At 37.0% G+C, this 19,338-nt stretch carries 11 protein-coding genes; 9 read left to right on the top strand and 2 right to left on the bottom strand.

Annotation, left to right across the window (positions count from 1 at the left end; genetic code table 11):
- Positions 1 to 8: 8 nt before the first annotated feature.
- The gene (locus HVN35_09660) at positions 9 to 4,979 is read right to left on the bottom strand and encodes a DUF11 domain-containing protein (protein NYB52807.1); all 4,971 of its coding nucleotides are present in this window, start codon (positions 4,977 to 4,979) and stop codon (positions 9 to 11) included.
- Positions 4,980 to 5,555: 576 nt separating this feature from the next.
- Here HVN35_09660 and HVN35_09665 point away from each other — a divergent pair.
- Entirely contained in the window at positions 5,556 to 6,014 is a 459-nt protein-coding gene (locus HVN35_09665) for a lasso peptide biosynthesis B2 protein (protein ID NYB52808.1), read from the top strand.
- Between the two features lie 4 nt (positions 6,015 to 6,018).
- Positions 6,019 to 7,857, top strand: coding sequence for an ABC transporter ATP-binding protein (locus HVN35_09670; protein NYB52809.1), 1,839 nt, complete (start codon positions 6,019 to 6,021; stop codon positions 7,855 to 7,857).
- Between the two features lie 11 nt (positions 7,858 to 7,868).
- On the opposite strand, the gene HVN35_09675 is transcribed toward HVN35_09670, so the two are convergent.
- A complete protein-coding gene (locus HVN35_09675) occupies positions 7,869 to 8,282 on the bottom strand; it encodes a hypothetical protein (protein ID NYB52810.1) in 414 nt (137 codons plus the stop codon).
- Positions 8,283 to 8,372: 90 nt separating this feature from the next.
- Here HVN35_09675 and HVN35_09680 point away from each other — a divergent pair, with 90 nt between their 5' ends.
- The 7 genes from HVN35_09680 (at position 8,373) to HVN35_09710 (ending at position 17,562) form a co-directional block, all read left to right on the top strand.
- Entirely contained in the window at positions 8,373 to 9,536 is a 1,164-nt protein-coding gene (locus tag HVN35_09680; protein NYB52811.1) for a nucleotidyltransferase family protein, read from the top strand.
- A gap of 265 nt (positions 9,537 to 9,801) precedes the next feature.
- Positions 9,802 to 10,743, top strand: coding sequence for an NAD(P)-dependent oxidoreductase (locus HVN35_09685; GenBank protein ID NYB52812.1), 942 nt, complete (start codon positions 9,802 to 9,804; stop codon positions 10,741 to 10,743).
- A gap of 48 nt (positions 10,744 to 10,791) precedes the next feature.
- Positions 10,792 to 11,781, top strand: a complete 990-nt coding sequence (locus HVN35_09690) for an NAD-dependent epimerase/dehydratase family protein (protein ID NYB52813.1) — start codon at positions 10,792 to 10,794, stop codon at positions 11,779 to 11,781.
- A gap of 5 nt (positions 11,782 to 11,786) precedes the next feature.
- Positions 11,787 to 12,968 (top strand): glycosyltransferase, encoded by a 1,182-nt coding sequence (locus HVN35_09695; protein NYB52814.1) that lies wholly within the window; start codon positions 11,787 to 11,789, stop codon positions 12,966 to 12,968.
- The gene (locus tag HVN35_09700) at positions 12,961 to 13,962 is read left to right on the top strand and encodes a DUF362 domain-containing protein (protein ID NYB52815.1); all 1,002 of its coding nucleotides are present in this window, start codon (positions 12,961 to 12,963) and stop codon (positions 13,960 to 13,962) included. Before HVN35_09695 ends, HVN35_09700 begins: the two co-directional genes overlap by 8 nt.
- Before the next feature lie 15 nt (positions 13,963 to 13,977).
- Complete coding sequence (locus tag HVN35_09705) at positions 13,978 to 15,105, top strand: glycosyltransferase family 4 protein (GenBank protein ID NYB52816.1); 1,128 nt, start codon at positions 13,978 to 13,980, stop codon at positions 15,103 to 15,105.
- A gap of 246 nt (positions 15,106 to 15,351) precedes the next feature.
- Entirely contained in the window at positions 15,352 to 17,562 is a 2,211-nt protein-coding gene (locus tag HVN35_09710; GenBank protein NYB52817.1) for a DUF2206 domain-containing protein, read from the top strand.
- Positions 17,563 to 19,338: the final 1,776 nt, after the last annotated feature.

Below are 19,338 nucleotides of genomic sequence, written 5' to 3' on the forward strand. Positions count from 1 at the left end.
TTCTAGTATTATTCAACATTAATATATGTTTTTTGGCTGTTGTTGTTAAAGTTCCAATCAAATTGGTCCACAGATTCGAGTTTAACTGTATTTATTATAGTTTTATTGTTGAGGGCACTGTTGACGAGTGCTGTTATGGTTAGTGTTGCTGTTTGTCCGTTGTTGAAGTTTCCTATGGTCCATATTCCTGTGTTTTCGTTGTATGTTCCTGTTCCATGGGTATCTGCGGATTGGAATGTTAATCCTGCAGGTAAACTGTCTTTGATAGTTAAACCAGTTGCATTATCACCATTATTTTGGATATTTATAGTTAATGTAATAGTATTTCCACTTGGAGTCTGAATCGTTGTTTCATTATTGACGTTTTGGGTGACTTGTATGTCGACTTGTTGTGGTATGGGTAGTGTTCTGCTTCTTGCGTTGTTGTTGTTGTTTGGGTCGTATTCTGTTTGGTTGATTTTGGTTGCAGTTATTGTTAAGTCTCCTGATTTGCTGATGTATGTTAGTATGTCTAGTGATGCTGCACCTCCGCTGGGCATGAAGTTAATGGTCCAGGTTATTGTTCGTAGTGTGGAGTTGTAGGTGTATGCTCCGTTTGAACGTGGGTCTGCACCTTTGAAGTCTAGTCCTAGTGGTAGGCTGATTGTTATTATTATGTTGTGTGCGTCGTCTGGGCCGTTGTTGATGGCGTCTGTTGCCCAGGTTACGTCGTTGTTTACATCCCAGTTGTCGTATTTGCCTGTTGTCGTGTAAATGGTCACCCGAACATCTGCAGTCTTTGTGTAACTTCCCTGATTAATAATTGTTGTTTGTGCATTATTGTTAAAGTTCCAATCAAATTGGTCCACAGATTCGAGTTTTGCAGTATTCTTTATGTAAGTTGCAATGTTGACGAGTGCTGTTATGGTTAGTGTTGCTGTTTGTCCGTTTTTGAAGTTTCCTATGGTCCATATTCCTGTGTTTTCGTTGTATGTTCCTGTTCCGTGGGTATCTGCGAATTGGAATGTTAATCCTGCAGGTAAACTGTCTTTTATAGATAACCCAGTAGCGTTACTTGGGCCATTGTTCACTACATTTATAGTGTAAATAATTGTTTGACCTATGTTAGGAGTAAGATTATCGACGTTTTGTGTGACTTGTATGTCGACTTGTTGTGGTATGGGTAGTGTTCTGCTTCTTGCGTTGTTGTTGTTGTTTGGGTCGTATTCTGTTTGGTTGATTTTGGTTGCAGTTATTGTTAAGTCTCCTGATTTGCTGATGTATGTTAGTATGTCTAGTGATGCTGCACCTCCGCTGGGCATGAAGTCAATGGTCCAGGTTATTGTTCGTAGTGTGGAGTTGTAGGTGTATGCTCCGTTTGAACGTGGGTCTGCACCTTTGAAGTCTAGTCCTAGTGGTAGGCTGATTGTTATTATTATGTTGTGTGCATCGTCTGGGCCGTTGTTGATGGCGTCTGTTGCCCAGGTTACGTCGTTGTTTACATCCCAGTTGTCGTATTTGCCTGTTGTCGTGTAAATGGTCACTCGAACATCTGCAGAGGGTACGTAAATCAGTTTCTTTATAGTTTGACCTATATATGGATTGTATTCGTTTTGTTCAGTCAAAGTTGCAGTATTGGCAATGGTATTTTGCGGATTTGCATTACCAGATATAGTTAAAAATGCTAATGCGCCATTTAATAATTCGGGTATGGTCCAAACACCATTAGCATAACTTGTTCCTTCTGAAGGTGTAACAGTGACATTGGTCAGTCCAGCAGGAATCACGTCTTCTATGCGAATGTTGGTAGCAGTGTCCGGTCCGTTATTGGTTGCAGTCACTATGAAAGTTACAACATTCTGGTAGTAACTTCCAGTCTGACTGAGCGTAACATCAGCCATTTTAGTGTAAACAGGTATACTTGTACTGTTACCAGGGTTAGGGTTGTATTCAGTCTGGTTAATCTCAACTGCATTATTGGTTATATTGTAACCTGCCATTGCAGGTCCTGCTTTACCACTTATAGTTAGAGTGGCACTGGTGAACTTTTCCAGGAAGTCAATGCTCCAGATTCCAGTTTCAGGATCATAAGATCCTACGGAAGGAGTTACAGTGACATTGGTTAACCCGGCAGGTACCACATCTCTAATTTTAATGTTAGTTGCATCATCCGGTCCGCTGCAGTAAGCATTAACCACGAAGGTCACATCATCGCCCACATTCACAGTAACGATTCCCGTGCTCTGACCGTTCACTGTCTGGGTGATTATGGGGTCAGAGAGTTTGGTGTAAACTGTGGTGCTGGTGCTTGCTGCTGCTGGGTTGTATTCTGTTTGGCTGGTTCTGTTAGCGTAATTGGTGGTGTTTAATCCAGCCATGGAGGCAGTAACTTTACCAGTTAAGGTTAAAACTGCACTTGCACCACTGTTTAAGTTTCCAATGTCCCACAAGCCAGTGTTTAAATTGTAGGTTCCAGGTCCAATTATGGAGTAGCCGGTGTCAGATAATCCGCTTGGCAGCAAGTCGGTTATTTGCAGGTTGCTGGCAGCATCAGGGCCGCTGTTAAGGGCAGTTATGACGTAGGTAACAGTGTCACCCACATTGACTATGGCACTGCTGGCACCGTTAACTGTCTGGGTTACGGTAACATTGGCTTTCTTAACATATATTGAGGCATCTGGTATGGTGACTGTTTGAGGGTATTCGGTTTTGGTTGCAGTTGCGTGGTTGGTAATGGTTGTTCCGGCTTGTGCTGCCTGGATGACTCCACTGAATACCAGGGTAGCTGCGTTAGCAGATCCAGTTGCCAGATTAGTGATGGTCCACACACCAGTAACCGGGTTGTATGTACCAGTGCTTGGTGTTCCTGCAGTGAATCCTGCAGGCAACTGGGATAGTAAATCAGTTATTTGGATATTTGCCAGGTCAGGTCCATTGTTGGTGACAGTGAGGGTGAAACTTCCAGTGTCACCCACATTAAGGTTGCTCTGGTTGGCAGTGTTGGTTATGGTCACATCTGCTTTTTTGGTGTAAACAGTGGCTGTGGTGGTGGTTGGTTGGCTGTTGTATTCAGTCTGGCTGGTTCTGGTTGCAGTGTTGATGGTGTTATATCCGGCCATGCTGGAAGTTGCAGTTCCAGTTATGGTTAGGGTGGCAACTGCACCGTTAGCTAGTGATGGTATGGTCCAAATTCCAGAGCTGTAGGTTCCCACAGAGGGGGTGATGGTTACTCCACTTAAAGCAGCAGGGGGAATATCAGATATTTTAAGATTGGTTGCTGCGTCAGGGCCGTTGTTGGTGGCTGTGACAGTGTAAGTTACGGTGTCGCCTACATTTACAGGTGTGGTGGCTGTTGAAGTTAGAACTACATCTGCTTTTTTGGTGTAAACAGTGGCACTAACAGTGGCTGGTTTAGAATTGTACTGTTCCTGAGAAGTTCTGGTTGCAGTGTTAACGGTGTTCAATCCAGCCATGGCTGAAGTTGCAGTTCCAGTGATAGTTAAAGTGGCACTGGCCTGCTTGTTTAAGGTGGGTATGGTCCAAACTCCATTGTAGTAGGTTGTATCTGAAGATGGGGTTACAGTCACTCCACTTAATCCTGCAGGGATGATGTCGGTGATCATTATTCCGGTTGCCGTGTTCTGGTTGGCATTGGTGGCAGTAACCACAAAGGTAACCTTGTCTCCCACATTAACGGTGGCAGTGGTTCCTCCGTTTACAGTTTGAGTTAAGGTAACATCAGCCTGTACTGCAGTGTTTATTATACTAAAGTCGGTGATGGTTAAGGGTAACACGTTACGGGCTACCAGGTTCTGTTTCCGGGGGGTTTCGTACTTGTTATCATATAAAAGGTTCCCGTAGTTTCCACTGACATATGCAGTGACCACTGCGTTTCGGTTATTACCTATGCTGGATAAATTTACAGTAACCTGGCCATTAACATCTGTGACCCCGGAACTACTGCTTAGAGTTCCCCGGGTTGTCTGGAAGTTTACAGTAACTCCGGATAGGGGGGTCCCGTTTTTATCTCTCACTGTGGCAGTAATGCTAACGGATTGGCCGTTAAGTATGGTTACTGATTCAGGGGTGACTTCTAAACTGTAAGGATATTTCATGGAGATTGCCTCACCAATAATCACCCATGCTCTGTCTCTTACTGCAGTGGAACCAGTGGCGCCACCAATTCTAGCATCGTTGGGGGCGGTCATGTACTGGTAGTAAGTCCCTAAAGGTGCTGAGGGATTGTAAGGTCCGTAAGGTGCAGAAGTAAAGTACCAGATAGCGCACTGTATGGCTGCAGCTTCATCACTGGTGGAACCAGTGTAAGTATTCAGGATGTAGCTAACTTTACCCCAATCCACTCCACTGGGTAAATCTCCTGCAGTTCCAGGGAGAGGTCCGTTAACCAGTAGGGTGTCGCCTATGCTGATGGGGGTGAATAAATCAATACAGTATGCAGCGTATGTTGTTCCATCAACTATGACATTGATTATACCTGCAAATCCGTTCTTGTTCTGTCCCTGGATGTACACAGTCCGGCCGTTTCCGGTACCAGTTAAAGTTGCGGTTTTGGGGGTTAACTCGAAATTGGCTGTACCGTATTTATTAGGGTCAGTGGGGTAATTAGGGCCATTGGCCACAGTCACACTTTTGGTGATGGAGTTGCATCCCATGTAACTGGCTATAACATTAAAGGTGGTGTCGGTGCTGTAAAAGTTCAGGTAGTAGTATCCATTGGCATCTGTGGTTGTGCTGGCTAAAACTTTCCCAGCGGTTGAATCCACGGTTATAGTGGCACCTTCTAATGGCCTCACATGGCCGTATTCATTAACAGTAACCGTACCAGTGATTATAGGATCTGATCCAGAACAAGTACTGGCAGATGCAGTAAGGTTGGTAGTGTTTTCTGTATTGTTAATAGCAGCTGCAGAAGTACCAGCAATGGCTAGCACAAATGCAAATGCTAAAAGAAACATTAAGAGTTGTTTTTTTCCTTTCATTTCTTTCCCCCAAATTTTTTGGACATTTTTTTTATCTTGAATTTTTCACCTTTTTTATTGTTGACCATGAACAATATAATTTTGAAATACTAATATTCCGATGGATAAGTTTATGGTGATTCCATGCATATAAAGGTTTTTCTTTTGCTTATATGTTTGTGACAAGAGTCACTTCATAGTATATAAAAGCGTGAAAATATTCACAAAAATAGTGGTTGTTTTTGTTGAGCAAAATACTTTCACAACTTTAAAATTTTCCTAGAAATAAATGTGGTGAAAATACCTTATAAAACTTGGTCTTTTATTTATATCTATGTGAATATGGTCACATTGGGTATGGCTAAATTGAGTGTTTTTCATGGAAATAGATCAATATTTCTGGGGTTTGTGAGGATCGTCACAAAGATTTTTTTAGTTCATCAAGGGTTACTGGAATTTTTTTTTGCAAAGTTTTAGCCTGTGCCATGCAATGTTTCCATATTTTTTTTTGGGTTGATGTATTCCCTATTATAATATATAATATATTATATGGTCAATAACAGAAATTTTAACAGAACTTGTGTAGGAAAATAATATATGATTCCCCTGAAAAGTTTCATAAAATTACCTTTCCCTGAAAAGACACTGGCATTAAGGGCACTCTACTGGGTAATTTACATCAGGGTCATCCTCTGGATATTCCCCTTTAATTATGTTAAAAAAAGAGTGCAACAAATTAGCAGGGTATCCTCACCTGCTAATGGATTTTCTCATAATTCTACTTCTTTTTCCCTGCCCAGGATCAGCTTTATGGTAAGGATGGCCTCCAGGTACGTGCTCCGAGCCACCTGCCTGGTGCAGGCACTGGCAGGGCATATATTATTCTCCAAGTATGGTTACGATACTCAGATAAAAATTGGTGTTTCCAGTGAAGACGGGCAGTTTGAAGCCCATGCCTGGTTGGAACGTGAGGGAGATGTTGTATTAGGGGAGTCTGAAAAGGATTATAAGACTATTCTTGATGTTAATAGTGGATCACAATTAGATAATGGATGAGTTGATGATAAAGAAATATTTTAACAACAGTCTCCTGGGCCAGTATACTCAAAACTTAACCCGGTTAATGCCCAGAAAGATGGCCCTGGCTTTAACCCTCATGGTGGTTATCAGCTTCAACGAAGCAGCTAGCCTCCTGATTCTCATCCCCCTCCTGCAGCTGGTGGGACTGGATGTTGGTCAGGAGTCACTGGGACAGATCACCGGCTGGGTCTCTGTTTTCATCAAGTCCCTGGGTTTGGAACCTACCCTGTTCCTGGTTCTAGGTTTATATGTGGGTATTGTGAGTTTGGGTGCGCTTCTTTCCAGGTGGCAGACACTGGCTAGTTATGAAATTGAATACAAGTTCGCAGCACACCTCAGGAAAAGATTATATGAAGCTATAACCCGTTCTAATTGGCTCTTTTTCACCAGGGTCAAATCATCTGACTTTGCCCATGCCTTGACTAATGAGATAGAAAGGATCAGCACCGGAACCTACATGTTTTTGAACCTGATTGCCAGTACCATGGTGCTGGTGGTTTACATTGTGTTCTCCCTTAAACTGGCAGGTGTCTTCACCGGGGTGATCTTCATGGTAGGGGTGGTTATTCTGCTCCTTTTAAGGAGGAGGGTGAGAAGGTCGCAGTTCAGTGGGGAGGAAATCACCAACACCACCCGGGATATTTACTCATCAGTCATGCAGCACCTGGATGGGATGAAAACCATTAAAAGCTTCAACCTGGAGGAGGAGAACGTGAAAATTTTCTCCCAACAGGCGGATGATGTTGCCCAGAGGTATCTTAACACCATCCGCAGTTATGCAGATGTTAAATTGTTATTTGACATAGGGACAGTGGTTGTGCTGGCAGTTATGGTTCTCTTTTTGATTCAGGTGGTTCAGATACCCACCGCCAGTTTACTGCTCCTCATCTACATCTTTGTACGGATGATACCCAGGTTTTCCACCATCCAGAACAGCTACCAGTATTTCATAACCATGCTACCCGCTTTTTCCAATGTTATGGAATTGGAGGGGGAGTGTTTGGAGAATGCTGACCTTAAAGAGGATATGAGGAGACGGGAACTTGGAGAAGAAGTTCTAGGAACTGCAAAATCTGGTGATGGGGAAGGGGTTGAACTGGTTGATGTTTCCTTTACTTACCATGATGAACATCACTTTAGCATAAAAGACCTTAACCTCAGGATCCCTGCAGGTAGGACTACGGCCATTGTGGGCCCGTCTGGTGCAGGTAAAAGCACCATAGCTGACCTGGTGATGGGTTTAATCCAGCCAGATACGGGTGAGATAAGATTCAATGGACAGCCCATCTCTGCTTCTCAGGATTCATGGAGTGGTAGGATTGCTTATGTGGCACAGGACACCTTCCTTTTCAATGAAACTGTGCGCTTTAACTTACTCATTGCACGTCCTGATGCCAGTCAGGAGGAAGTGGGGGGCTGTTTGAAACTGGCTGCTGCCCACAAATTCGTATCCCGACTTCCTGATGGTCTGGACACACTGATTGGGGATAGGGGTGTCCGGTTGTCTGGGGGGGAGAGGCAGCGCCTGGCACTGGCCCGTGCTCTTTTGAGGAAACCATCCCTCCTGATTCTGGATGAGGCCACCAGTAACCTAGACTCTGAGAATGAGAAGAAAATCCTAAAGTCTATTGATAAGTTGCACGGTGAAATCACTATTCTAATGATAGCCCACCGGCTTTCCACCATTAAAAATGCTGATTATATCTACCTCTTAGATGGGGGTGAGGTGGTGGAATCCGGCACCTGGGATGAGCTTTTGGAAAATAAGGAGGGGAAGTTCTGGAAAGTTTGTGAGGTGCAGGGGATTATAGCTCATTAAACATTTCAAGTTCAATATTCACCTTTTGCATCTATTATTTTAACTTCAAATCGGGCAATTTTCTTTTCAGGATCATCAAATTGAGCATAGAAATATGAGGTTCCCTTGGCAGGAATAGTTTTTGGATCCAAGTAAGGGGTGTCATTAACTGCAAATACAGTTCCATTAGAATAATATGTGGTTACCTTGATTTTAACATTTAAGGCATCGTAAGGGTTATTATTGTTTATATCGCCATATACGTAGTAGATGGACTCGTTTCGTTCGCTGCGATTTCCTTTGGTGTTGTTTGCTACATTTATTAAATCTAATGATATTTTCTTTTCTCCCCATGTGCTGTTGGCTTTGTTGCTTTCTATACAACCTGAGCTAAAAATTAACCCGGTAATAAGAAATATTAGTAGTATTGGTATAATTTCTTCCATATTCTCACTCGATTTTAATTACAGATAACATTAGATAATTTATTAAATAAATACTTCTCTAATTCAAAAGATTTGCAGGGTGCTAAATAAATGCAACTACCATTTCGAATAAAAAAAGAAGATGAATTACTCATTCATTTATCACATACTCCCATTGAGACTAAAAAACAAACTAAAATCCAAAAAATTATCCAAAAGGGAGTTGATTGGGACTATTTATTAAAGAGAGCCTCTTATCATGGTTTAAGACCTATGCTTTATTACACTCTTAAAAACTATCCTAATAGTGTTCCTTTTGATGTTTTGAATTTTCTGAAGGATTTTTTGGTGAAAAATAGTTATAAAAATCTTTCATTCACTGGAGAAGTGTTGAGGATAATTAAATTACTCGATGAGGCTGACGTAACTACAATTCCTTACAAAGGTCCAGTTCTAGCAATCCAGGGTTATGATAATCTTTCTTTAAGAGAATTTGGCGATCTAGACTTGTTCATTGAAAAAAGAGATTTCTATAAAGTAAAAAGAATACTCATTAATGAGAATTTTGAAGCAGTATTAAACCTCTCCCCAAGTAAAGAAAAGAAATATCTAAAATCCCAGAGGGAATACAAATTTAAAAATAGGCATAATGGTATTATTCTTGAAATTCAGTGGAATGTGGTTGGGTTTTCTTTCTCATTTCCTAATGAAACTTCTTATCCTATCGATAAGATCAATTTACAGTCAGTTTTTATGAATAACAGATCCATTAAGACCTTCAGTAATGAAGATTTAATTCTGATTCTGTCAATTCATGTTGCTGGCCACATGTGGAGTCGTTTATCATGGCTTTATGATCTGGCGAGTTTAATAAAAAAATTCGAAGATCTAAATTGGGGAGTGATGATTAAAAAGGCAGAAAAACTGGGTGTTCAGCGTATACTATTTTCCAATCTTTATATTTTGCAAATCTTATTTAATTTGAGATACCCGAAAATTGTAAATAAGGGAATCAAGAAGGATTTTTACATTCAGGAGTTAAGTAAAAATATATTATATCTGATTTTCACTCCAGAAAAGCTAAACATTATGGACAAATTTATTTTAAGGTTTAAAATTAGAGAAAGTAAAATTCAGGGCTTTAAAGACAATTTAAAAATCTTAATTATTCCCCAGAGTGATGAATGGGCTTTATTTGAACGGGACCTGCCTAATTCCTTATTCATTTTAATAAGGCCCCTACAAATTATAAATCGGTTATTTGAGGGATTGTAAAGATAAGGGGTCTTTTAATTTCATGAAAACTTTAAATTCGATTATAAAGTTTTTTTTACCAAAAAAATACAAATTATGTCAAATTTTTCATGCAAATATTGCTAAAACCCCACTAATTTCATAATCCCACAAAAGTATAATATGAATGAAATTTTATCTTCCTTTATTCTACTTTAGCAAAGTTTATATTATTGTCTCAGTTACAAATTATTATAGGTCATTTAATTACTAACTTGTTATTGTGTTTTATTGGGGAGGTTTTTCTATAGAAACTGAAAAAATACTTGTTACAGGCGGATCAGGATTCATAGGAACCAATCTGGTTAAGGAATTAGAAAGGAGAGGTCATGAAGTGTTGGCTGTTGACCTGCTTCACAACAACCGGGACAACTACCAGCGATGTGACGTGCGCAGCTACCGACAGCTGGAAAGACTCTTTGATGAGAGGGATTTTGATTACGTTTATCATTTGGCTGCTGAATACGGTCGCTGGAATGGTGAGGAATACTATGAAAACCTGTGGCAGACCAATGTTATTGGAACCAAACATATGTTACGTTTGCAGGAAAAACTGGGCTTCAGGATGATATTCTTCTCATCAGCTGAGGTATACGGGGATTACACGGGCATAATGAGTGAGGATGTCATGGTCAACAATCCCATTAAGGATACTTATCAGATGAATGATTATGCCATTACTAAATGGGCGGGTGAGTTAATGTGCATGAACTCCGCTACCATGTTTGGAACAGAAACGGTTCGGGTGCGCCCGGTTAACTGCTACGGCCCCCATGAGGAATATTCTCCCTACAAGGGTTTCATACCCATTTTCATTTATAAAGCATTGCATAATCAGCCTTACACTGTTTATAAAGGTCATAAGCGTATTATTGATTATGTGGAGGATACTGTATCCACTTTTGCCAATATTGTGGATAATTTCATCCCTGGTGAGGTTTACAATGTGGGCGGGCGTACAGAGTGGGAGAAGGATATTAAAGAATACTCTGATCTGGTCTTGAATGCTGTGGGGCGGGATGATTCTCTGGTAACCTATGAAGAAGCCGAGGATTTCACCACTCAGGTTAAGACCATGGACTTTTCCAAGGCCATTAAAGATCTGAAGCATGATCCCAAGGTTGATCCTGAAGAGGGAATCAAGAGAACTGTGGAATGGATGCGATGGTTTTATAGAGTTGATGATTAGCTAATAATTAAAAATTACACGTTTTAAACACTTTGGTGGGGAGATAACATGGATTACTATGATTACAATGATAAAACTGTTTTAGTGACTGGTGGTGCTGGTTGCGTGGGTAGCAACCTCTCCCAGAGGCTATCAGAGCATGCGGGTAAAGTTATTATACTGGATAACCTGGATTCAGCTTATGAATGGAATCTTCCTCAAGCTGAAAATATAGATTTTGTTAAAGGGGATATCTTGGATGATGAGATGCTTAAAAGGGTTTTTAAGGAAAAACCGGATTATGTTTTTCACCTGGCAGCTCACTTTGCCAACCAGAACAGTGTGGATAACCCTGAACTGGATTTGATGGTTAATGGGATGGGTATCCTGAAAGTTTTGCAGTACGCCCATCTTGTGGATGTGGAGCGTTTTGTTTATTCTTCATCTGGTTGTGGAGTGTATGGGTTGGACTCTAAAATGCCCTTTGAAGAACATGATATATCCATCAGTCTTCACACCCCCTACCAGGTTACTAAATTGTTGGGAGAACTATACACTAACTATTTCCATAACCTTTATGGGTTGCCTATTGTTAATGCCCGGTTTTTTAATGTTTTTGGTCCTGGAGAAGTACCTGGTAAGTACCGGAATGTGATTCCTAATTTCATGTACTGGGCTATGACTGGACAGGCCTTGCCCATAACTGGGGATGGGACTGAGACCAGGGATTGGACCTATGTGGATGATATTGTTAACGGTCTTATGGCTATGGGAGTAGTGGACGAGGCTATTGGTGAAGCAATTAACCTTGGTTCTGGCACTGAAACCAGAGTCATTGACATGGCTAACATGATTAATGAGTTAACCGGGAACACGGAAGGCATTGCCTACGCAGCCCGAAGGGACTGGGATGCTAAGACACGTTTGCTTTCTTCCATTGAAAAAGCCCAAAAAATTCTTAATTATAATCCTAAGACAACTTTTAAGGATGGTTTGAAGAAAACCTATTCCTGGTTTGTGGAAAACTGGGATGATATCGAGAGAAGCGCAGAATTTTGATATTTATGAATATACTTGTTGTACAGGAATCCGACTGGATCCAGAGGAACCCCCATCAACAACACCATCTTATGGAACGATTATCTTTAAGAGGTCATAAGATACGTGTTATTGATTATGAGATTGACTGGAAAACCAATAAGAACGAGGGAATAATCTCCAAAAGACAGGTTTTTAAAGGTGTTCATAAAATTCATGATGAAGCCAGTATAGACGTGGTAAGGCCAGGCCTACTCAAGGTTCCAGTTTTAAATTATATTTCCTGGACTTGGACTAGTTGGAGAGAAATCAATCGCCAGATCAAGGAATTTAAACCCGATGTTATTGTTGGTTTTGGTTTGATTAATACATATATTGCTGCTAGAGCAGCCAAAAAACACAAAATACCATTTTTTTATTATCTTATTGACGTTCTTTATACGCTAATACCAGAAAAATCGTTACAGCTCGTTGGTAAAAAAGTTCAAAGGAATATAATCAAAAATTCTGATTTGATTATAACTATTAACAAAAAGCTATCTGAGTCAGTTATACAACTTGGTGCTAATGCAGACAAAACATTAGTTATAGATGCTGGTATTGACTTAGACAGATTTGATCAGGATATTGATGGTTCAATTATCCGTAAAAAGTATGGGGTAAAAGATAATGAATTATTACTCTTTTTCATGGGTTGGATTTATCACTTTGCAGGTGTCAAAGAAGTAGCAGAGGAACTGGGAAAAGGAAATCATGAAAAAATTAAATTGATGGTAGTAGGAGATGGGGATGCGTACTCCGATCTTGAAGAAATAAGAGAAAAATATCAATTACATGAAACACTCATATTAACTGGTAAACAACCATATAATAAAATACCTGAGTTTGTAGCAGCATCTGATGTCTGTATTTTACCTGCTTATCCTGATGAGGAAATAATGCAAGACATAGTTCCTATTAAGATATATGAATATATGGCAATGGAAAAACCTGTCATCACAACAAACCTTCTTGGCATAAAAAAAGAATTTGGAGAAAAAAATGGAATTTTCTATGTAAATCAACCGGAAGATGTAATCAGTCTTGGATTTAAATTAAATAATAAGGTTGATGGAAAGATCGCTAGAAAATTTGTTGAAAATAAAGATTGGGAGTCAATTACTGACGAATTTGAAAAAACTTTGGATGAGGTAGTTAAGATTGCATGAATCTTTAGCTTACATATCAAAAATTGAAGATCTAAAAGAAGATATAGAAAGAGGTCTTGAATTCATAAAGTGGAAAAAAGAAGTTAAAAAAGATTCCACAGTATTCATTAAACCGAATTTTACTTATCCCTACTATAAGGAGGGTATTACCACATCTCCGGAGTTAATCAAATTTCTACTAGAAATTTTAAAAGACAGAGCGGATAATGTTATACTAGGAGAATCAAATGGAGGTAATCATTCTTTCACTGCAGATGATTCTTTTAAAGGTCACCAAATGCCTGAAATTTGCAGAGATGCGGGCGTTGATCTGGTAAATTTGTCTCATTTGCCTTCAAGATTTCTTGAAGAAGAGATTGCGGGTAAAAAGGTCAAAGTTCAACTACCTAAACTTCTTCTTGATGATGTGGATTGTTTTATTTCTGTTCCAGTGTTAAAGGTGCACGTCATGACCGGTGTAACTCTCAGTATGAAAAACTTGTGGGGATGTTATCCGGATACCATGAGATGTTTACACCACAAGAATCTGAGTGAAAAGCTTACTTTAATAACTAAATCCCTCAACCCTAAAATTGTGGTTATGGATGGAATATATGCTCTTGATGGTCATGGGCCAATGTATGGGCAAGCCAAAAAACTCGATTTATTGTTAACTTCAAATAATCCTGTTTCCATTGATGCATTAGGCGCAGCAGTTATGGGGATCCCCATTGAAAAAGCTAAGCATATTTTAACGGCTGAAGAAGAAGGTTTGGGGCCTACTAATTTAGATAAAATTAATATTAATCAGAATTGGGATGAATTTGTCATGGAATTTTCTTCAAATAAAACTTTCATTGATCAATTTTCAAAACTGCTTTTCGAAAGCGAAATAATGGCAAAGATTGTCATGGACTCTCCAGTAACACCAGTTATATATAAATTTGCTAAATTTTTCAGAAATAGTGATGAAAAAACAGTTGTAAATGAGCTTGAAGAATATTGCAAAAAATAATTTTCTGGAGGTTAAATGAAAGTTATTTTGATTCGTTCAAGGGCTATCGACCCTGCAATAAATAAAGTAGCTGATTGTTTATCTAAACATGGTTGTAAAGTTAAACTGCTATTGTGGGATCGCAATGCAGATTCTAATGATGATCAAGCTAATTATAAAAAGATAACCTTTAATTTAAGAGCGCCTTATGACAAATTTCATATTGTTTTTTACTTACCATTCTGGTGGTTATTTGAATTCATTTATTTACTAAAAGATGATTCAGATGTAATACATGCAACAGATCTTGATACGTTGATTCCCGCGTCCTTAGTTAAGTTGATTAAAGGAAAAAAATTATACTACACAATTTATGATTTTTATGCCGATAATTTACCTTCATCAATTCCCAGATTTTTCAAGAATTTTATTTCCGGTTTAGAAAAATATTTCATAGGTTTTACAGATGTTTTGTTTTTGGCAGACGAATCCAGACTCGTGCAGATCGAAAGCTCTAAAACTAATCAGATTTATTACATTTACAATTCTCCCCCTGATTATTTTAGAAATATAACAATACCATCAAATCAGGGGATTACATTAAATAAACAGTTAGTTTTATTTTATGGTGGTTTATTACATGAATCACGGGGTTTATTTGCTGTCATAAAAGCAATAAACGGTACGAATATCAAGTTGATCTTTGCTGGAGAGGGATCATTAAAAAATGAAATTAAAGATTTAACCCGGATTAATGAAAATATTAAATATAAAGGCTTTTTGGATTATGAAGATATTATTAATGAAACCCTGGCCGCAGATGTGCTGTTTGCTTTCTATGATCCTGCTATTCCTAATAATAGATATGCTAGTCCGAATAAGCTTTTTGAGGCTATGATGTCTGGAAAACCTATTATAGTTAATGATGGCACTTCAATGGCAAATATTGTTCAGAAAGAAGGATGTGGAATAATAGTTCCCTATGGAAATGCAGAATTTATTAAAAAAGCTATCGTAACACTTAAAGATCCAAGTATATATGAAAAATTAGGAAAGAATGGAAGAAATGCTTATGAGAAAAAATATAAATGGAGTATTATGGAGAAAAGATTATTAAAAGCTTATAATATTTATAAGGAATGTAAACATACAGGAATGAATTGAAAACTACGCAATGAATTAATAATATATTAAAACTTTTTCATCTGACGGGGTGTAAAGTTATTAGGGGTTGAGTGATATTTGCAACTTATCTTTGCTATACTTTATCTTTGTTTGGTGAAAGAACCAATAATTAACTAATTTCAATTTTTCATGAACACTAAAACACACATTAATTTTACAGTCCCCATCTGACATTAACACCGGGCATTTAATATTTGACGTTTAAGGAATTATCGATGTGATTCAATGGATTTACATATTAATGAGTTACAAATCAATGACTGGTCAATGAGAAGATTTACGGTATTAATATTTTCAATATTAATTGTTTATATTTCTATTTCATTATTAGAAACATTAAAAATCTGTTTACCTGATTTCAAAGCCTTTTTTGGGGTTTTGATTCTTTTAATTCCAGGATTCATTATTCTTCGAATTTTAAATCTTCATGAATTGGGGCTTACTAAGTCATTTACATTTTCAATAGGACTTAGTTTAGCCCTTATTATGATTATTGGATTAATTTTAAATCAGATAATACCTTTAATTGGAATTTTAAAACCTCTTACTCAGCTTATTCTTCAATTAACCTTCATTTTTTCAGTAATTATACTCTTAATTATTGCTTATCTTATTGACAACGATTACAAACCAAAGCCCAGTAAAATCAATCTTTCTTTAATGAACCCATATCTACTCTTAATAATTTTGAATCTGTTTATTGGCGTGATAGGGGTTAATTTTGCTTATTACTTAGATAACAATCTTCTATTGATGATCTTCATTTTAATAATATCTCTTATTCCTATTTTTGTTGTATTCAATAAGTTTGATTCAAAATTCTATCCCTTTGTAATATTTATTACATCCCTTGCTTTATTGTATCATGTCTCATTGTTTTCTCCTTTTTTAGTGGGAACTGATATATTTGGAGAACTTTGGCAGGCGAATTTAACATACATAAATCAGATATGGGATGTGTCTACGACTGGCTTATTAAATTCTGTTTTGAGTATTACAATACTTCCCCCAATATTTTCGATCATGTGTGGCTTTGACAATGTTTTCTATTTAAAATATATTGCACCATTCTTCTTTTCATTAGTGCCTGTTGTATTGTATTCATTTTATGAAAATGCCATAGATCTTACAGAAAAAGAGAAATTATTAGCTGTGTTTTTTGTCATTTCACTCTCACAGTTCTTTTTTTTAATGATAGGACTTGCAAGACAACAAATTGCAGAACTATTTTTTGTATTACTTCTCTGGTTAATAGTTGACAAAAAGTACAATGCAGCAAATGTAATTGTATTTATTTTATTTACCTTTGCATTAGTCTGTTCTCACTACTCACTGGCTTATATTTTTCTTTTTTATGTTCTATCGTATATATTTCTAAAATATCTCATTTCCAAAACGAGTTTAAAGTACACGTTTTTTTTTAGTAAGTCCAAAATTAATTTAAATTATATTTTATTATTGGTAGTTTTAATAGTTGCATGGCAAATTTATGTCTCTTACGGGTCGGTTCTGGGTTTCCTTGTGGGTTTTATTGAAACAATATTCAATGGACTTTCAGACATATTTACTCCCCAAGCAAATGTTTCAGTTAAAGTTCTCACATCATCTTCTTCAAAAATCTTTCACACAATATTCAGATATATTTTCTATTCTGTTCTTTTTTTCATAGTCATTGGAATGATTGATCTGTTACAACGTATACGAATTAAAAAAGAAGTAAAAACGTTTGAGATTATGGCAATTTCAAGTTGTGCAATTTTAGGTATTTTTGTGGTTTTGCCTTTTGCAGGGTTTTCGCTTGGCTTTGAAAGAATATTTCAGGTTACATCTTTAATTTTAGCACCATATATGGTGCTTGGTTTTAAGAGATTTTTAACATTAATTAAAACGAATACGGCAAAATTTCTAAAATTTAGAGTTGATGTTAGTGGAATAACATTAAATAGATTATTAGCATTATTTTTAGCAATATTCTTCCTTTTTAATTCTGGTTTTGTATATGAGATTGTGGATGATGATTTACCTAATTCAATTCCATTATCCATGCACCATGCGAAAGATATTACGAAGATTGAAAAAACGAAAGGGCTCATGTACTTAAAGGTTCAAACCATTTCATCAAGTGAATTAAGCTCAGCAGAATGGTTCATCGATCATTATGACTCAAAACAACGAACTTTTACTGCTTATGGGAGCACTGAGTTGTATGTTTTTGGATTTAGGAATGCAACAATTATTGATCTGAATAAAACAACTTCAAAAGGATACATAGGATATTTCTACTTAAATTCGATTGTGAAAGTTATGGGTTTTAATATCCTACGAAAACGAACATCCGTGTCTGAAACAAAGATCTCTCAAGATTCATTGGATAATTTGAACAAAATTAACAAGATTTATAGCAACACTGGAAATGATATATTTCTAAATACTTAATTATTATCTATAGGGTGTTAGGTTTTTACATTTCAGCGAGCCGTTGTAGTTGCTTGTTATCTGGTTTTAGTTTGGATACTATTATTGCTGCTAAAAGTACACTTAGATATGTGGTTTTTGCTACTGATTTGTATGTATAAGACGGTACTTGTTCATAACCGACTCCGTTCTTGAAGAATTTGATAAAGTCTTCGATTTTGCTTTGTATGGACTTTATAGGGTGTTAGATTTTTACATTTCAGCGAGGCGTTGTAGTTGCTTGTTATCGGGTTTTAGTTTGGATACTATTAAGGCTGCTAAAAGTACACTTAAATAGGTGGTTTTTGCTACTGATTTGTATGATATAGAGGTTGTATTGTAGCCCACTCCATTCTTGAAGAATTTGTTAAAGTTTCAATTTTGCTTCTTATAGACTTAAATTGCCCCATTTATCATATAATTTACTTAATTTACTTATTAATCGTTTTTATAAATATTTTGATGGATTTCCCATGCACATAACTCTAATATTATAATATATTTTGTAATATATCGGCGGAAAACTCTTATCTTATTCGTGAATTTTTCTTATGGTCGAATTAAAGGAACAATTCTAATTAGTCCACTTAATCCAGACCCATAGTTTTTAAAACTGAAAAATAGCCTTTACACGGCAAGGATAAGTCTCATTTTTTTAGTATCCCCTTTTTATATTTTTAGGTTCGCAACGGATTTTCTAGATAAAATTTTTACTGTACATGAACTGCCCCCATTGGTGGAATAGCATGCCTAATGGTTGTACAAGTGTCTTATATCCATGGCTATAGTTAATTCAGCTCCAACACAATTTCTTTTTTTCATAATAGAAAAGCCATAATTTATAGCCATTTCTTCTAAATTCTATCATCATAAGACGATTTTTGTCAAGATTAATTCTGATACGGATATCAGTTGAAATGATTATCTTCCTATTTAACCTCCACATACGCCTCAAATTCTTTACTTAGACATTTAAAAACAAAATTCATAGTACTAATTGGCAGTCATCAAAACGAGAGAAAACCTTCTAATGAGTTTAGAAAAATCTAAAGTTGATTTGCACCTGATGCTTATCTTAACTCTTTACTGTTATTTAATTCATTAACCTACATAATTAACCTACATATTTAATATCGATCTATGTTGATAAAGAACTAATCTGAACATTCAATAAATAATAATAAATTCATTTAAACAAAATCAAATTAAGCGGTAATAAAATGTAATCTGCGGAAAAAACTCATAAAGTATTCTTATCAATAAATCATATGTGGCAGTAATATTGAAAATAAATTGACATTAATTTATTATTAATTAGTATCACACTCGTTCTAAGTACAAACACGGTGAACGTAGCATCAGAAAGCACCAAACTAACTAAAGATACAAACTATTCAAACACAAACCATGAAACAACAAATATAACCTATTCTAATCAAGAAAAGGGAACAACAAATCCCGTGAACTATGCTGCTGCAGGACTTATATATTTAACACCATAAAATCCGAGGCAGCGAACTGGACACAAAAATACACAGAAAACAACAACCCAACACCACAACCATCACGGAACCAAACTAAACGGGAACCCAACCACCACACAAAGATAATAAGTGCTTTATGTTGAAAAATAATCAACATTCCATTGCCAATGTATAATGGGAAAGTCTCAATAGTTTAAAAAATAAATACAATATAAAAAAAATCACATTAACTACCCTGCTTGTTATTAATCTAAAAAAGAGCAATTGTAAAATC

It is taken from the genome of Methanobacteriaceae archaeon, from assembly GCA_013403005.1.
Taxonomy (GTDB): domain Archaea; phylum Methanobacteriota; class Methanobacteria; order Methanobacteriales; family Methanobacteriaceae; genus Methanobacterium.

What these genes read in the sequence shown, in the direction of transcription:
- HVN35_09660 (NYB52807.1), bottom strand. Translation starts at nt 4,979, where the DNA reads ATGAAAGGAAAAAAACAACTCTTAATGTTTCTTTTAGCATTTGCATTT.
- HVN35_09665 (NYB52808.1), top strand. Translation starts at nt 5,556, where the DNA reads ATGATTCCCCTGAAAAGTTTCATAAAATTACCTTTCCCTGAAAAGACA.
- HVN35_09670 (NYB52809.1), top strand. Translation starts at nt 6,019, where the DNA reads ATGATAAAGAAATATTTTAACAACAGTCTCCTGGGCCAGTATACTCAA.
- HVN35_09675 (NYB52810.1), bottom strand. Translation starts at nt 8,282, where the DNA reads ATGGAAGAAATTATACCAATACTACTAATATTTCTTATTACCGGGTTA.
- HVN35_09680 (NYB52811.1), top strand. Translation starts at nt 8,373, where the DNA reads ATGCAACTACCATTTCGAATAAAAAAAGAAGATGAATTACTCATTCAT.
- HVN35_09690 (NYB52813.1), top strand. Translation starts at nt 10,792, where the DNA reads ATGGATTACTATGATTACAATGATAAAACTGTTTTAGTGACTGGTGGT.
- HVN35_09695 (NYB52814.1), top strand. Translation starts at nt 11,787, where the DNA reads ATGAATATACTTGTTGTACAGGAATCCGACTGGATCCAGAGGAACCCC.
- HVN35_09705 (NYB52816.1), top strand. Translation starts at nt 13,978, where the DNA reads ATGAAAGTTATTTTGATTCGTTCAAGGGCTATCGACCCTGCAATAAAT.
- HVN35_09710 (NYB52817.1), top strand. Translation starts at nt 15,352, where the DNA reads ATGGATTTACATATTAATGAGTTACAAATCAATGACTGGTCAATGAGA.